The 1,522-nt window shown below is 69.4% G+C and carries 2 protein-coding genes; both read right to left on the bottom strand.

What is annotated here, in order from left to right; translation table 11 throughout:
- Positions 1 to 126: 126 nt before the first annotated feature.
- Positions 127 to 1,038, bottom strand: coding sequence for an IS3 family transposase (locus ACWGKU_RS41025; protein WP_331768889.1), 912 nt, complete (start codon positions 1,036 to 1,038; stop codon positions 127 to 129).
- Positions 1,039 to 1,043: 5 nt separating this feature from the next.
- Complete coding sequence (locus ACWGKU_RS41020) at positions 1,044 to 1,349, bottom strand: transposase (protein WP_331768736.1); 306 nt, start codon at positions 1,347 to 1,349, stop codon at positions 1,044 to 1,046.
- Positions 1,350 to 1,522 lie beyond the last annotated feature (173 nt).

Raw genomic sequence — 1,522 nt, 5'->3', positions numbered from 1 at the left:
TCCGCAAAGCCATCCGCACCCTGCCCGACCGGGTCCGGCACCCCGCGCTGGAGCAGAACGGCTCCATCCGTTCCGGGGCCGAGGTCGCCGAACTGTGAGCTTCCCCCGCAATGCGGGAGGTGCTGATTACCTGGTCAGGATGGGTTCAGGCGGTCCGACGGCCACTGGTTCGGCCGTCGCCTGGTCGGCGTAGTACTTCGCCTCGTACTCGTCGGGGCTGAGCCAGCCGAGGCGCTTTTGGATGCGGCGGGTGTTGTAGAAGCCGTCGATGTAGGCGAAAAGCGCCAGGTCGGCGTCCGTGCGGGTCCCAAAGGTCGTGCGACGTACGCACTCGGTCTTCAGTACGCTCCAGAAGTTCTCGGCCAGGGCGTTGTCGTAGGAGTCGCCGACGGTGCCCATGCTCGGCTCAATTCCCGCCTTCAGCAGGCGGGTTGTGAGCTTGATGGACGTGTACTGACACCCGTGGTCGCTGTGATGGATCAGCTTCCCGGGTTCGACTGGCCGGCCGTGCAGGGCGTACTCCAGGGCGGTGAGCACGAGGTCGGCGTCCGCGCGCTCGGAGGTGTGCCAGCCCACGATGCGGCGGGAGAACGCGTCGCGGATCGAGGCCAGCCACCACGGGCCCTCGCCGGTGGGGATCAGCGAGATGTCGGCGACCCACAGTCGGTTCGGGGCGCCCGCGGTGAAGTCGCGCCGGACCAGGTCCGGGGCGAGGTCGGCGGCCGGATCGCGGCGGGTGAAGGAACGGGGCCGGCGAGGGCTGACGCCTTGCGGACCGGCCTGGCGCATCAGGCGCTCGACCCGTTTACGGCCGACGTGGGTGCCCTCGCGCCGCAGGACCGCGTGGACGCGCGGGGATCCGTAGGTTTCGTCGGAGTCGGCGTGGATCCGGCGGATGCGTTCGGTCAGCTCGGCGTCGTGGCGCTTGCGCGCGCACGGCTCGTGAACCTCGCGGCGCCAGCGGTAGTAGGTGGAGGCGGGGATGTGCAGTTCCCGGAGAACGGGCTCGGCCCCGAAGCAGTCCTGGTGCTCGTCGATGAGCTTCAGTACCGTCGCCGGGTCGGGTCGAGCTCCTGGGCGAAAAAAGCCGAGGCGGCCTTGAGGATCTCGCAGGACCGGCGGAGCTCGGCGTTCTCCTTGCGCAGAGCGGCCAGCTCCTCCTTCTCGTCCGTGGTCAGCCGGTCGTCACGCTCGCCCCGGTCCGCCTCGTCCTGGCGGATCCAGTTCCGCAGGGCCTCGTGGTGCACGCCCAGGTCCCGGGCCATCTGACGGATCACGGGCTTCGGATCGGCAGCCCGGTACGCGGCAACAGCTCTCTGTCGCAACTCGGGCGGATACTCCCTTCTCACGACCAATCAGGCCATGTCCGGCAACCTTCCGCACCTCGGGGGAACCTCACTGACCGGCCTGGTCGACCTCACCGGCCGTCCAGCCGGCACCCGCATCATCGTGCGCCGCGAGCGGCCCCACCCCGGCGCACAACTGTCGCTGTTCGACCAGGACGAAGGCATGCGCCACCAGG

The organism is Kitasatospora sp. NPDC054768 (assembly GCF_053612025.1).
The sequence above is the reverse complement of the archived record's forward strand: the minus strand, read 5'-3'. Positions and strand labels throughout refer to the sequence as shown.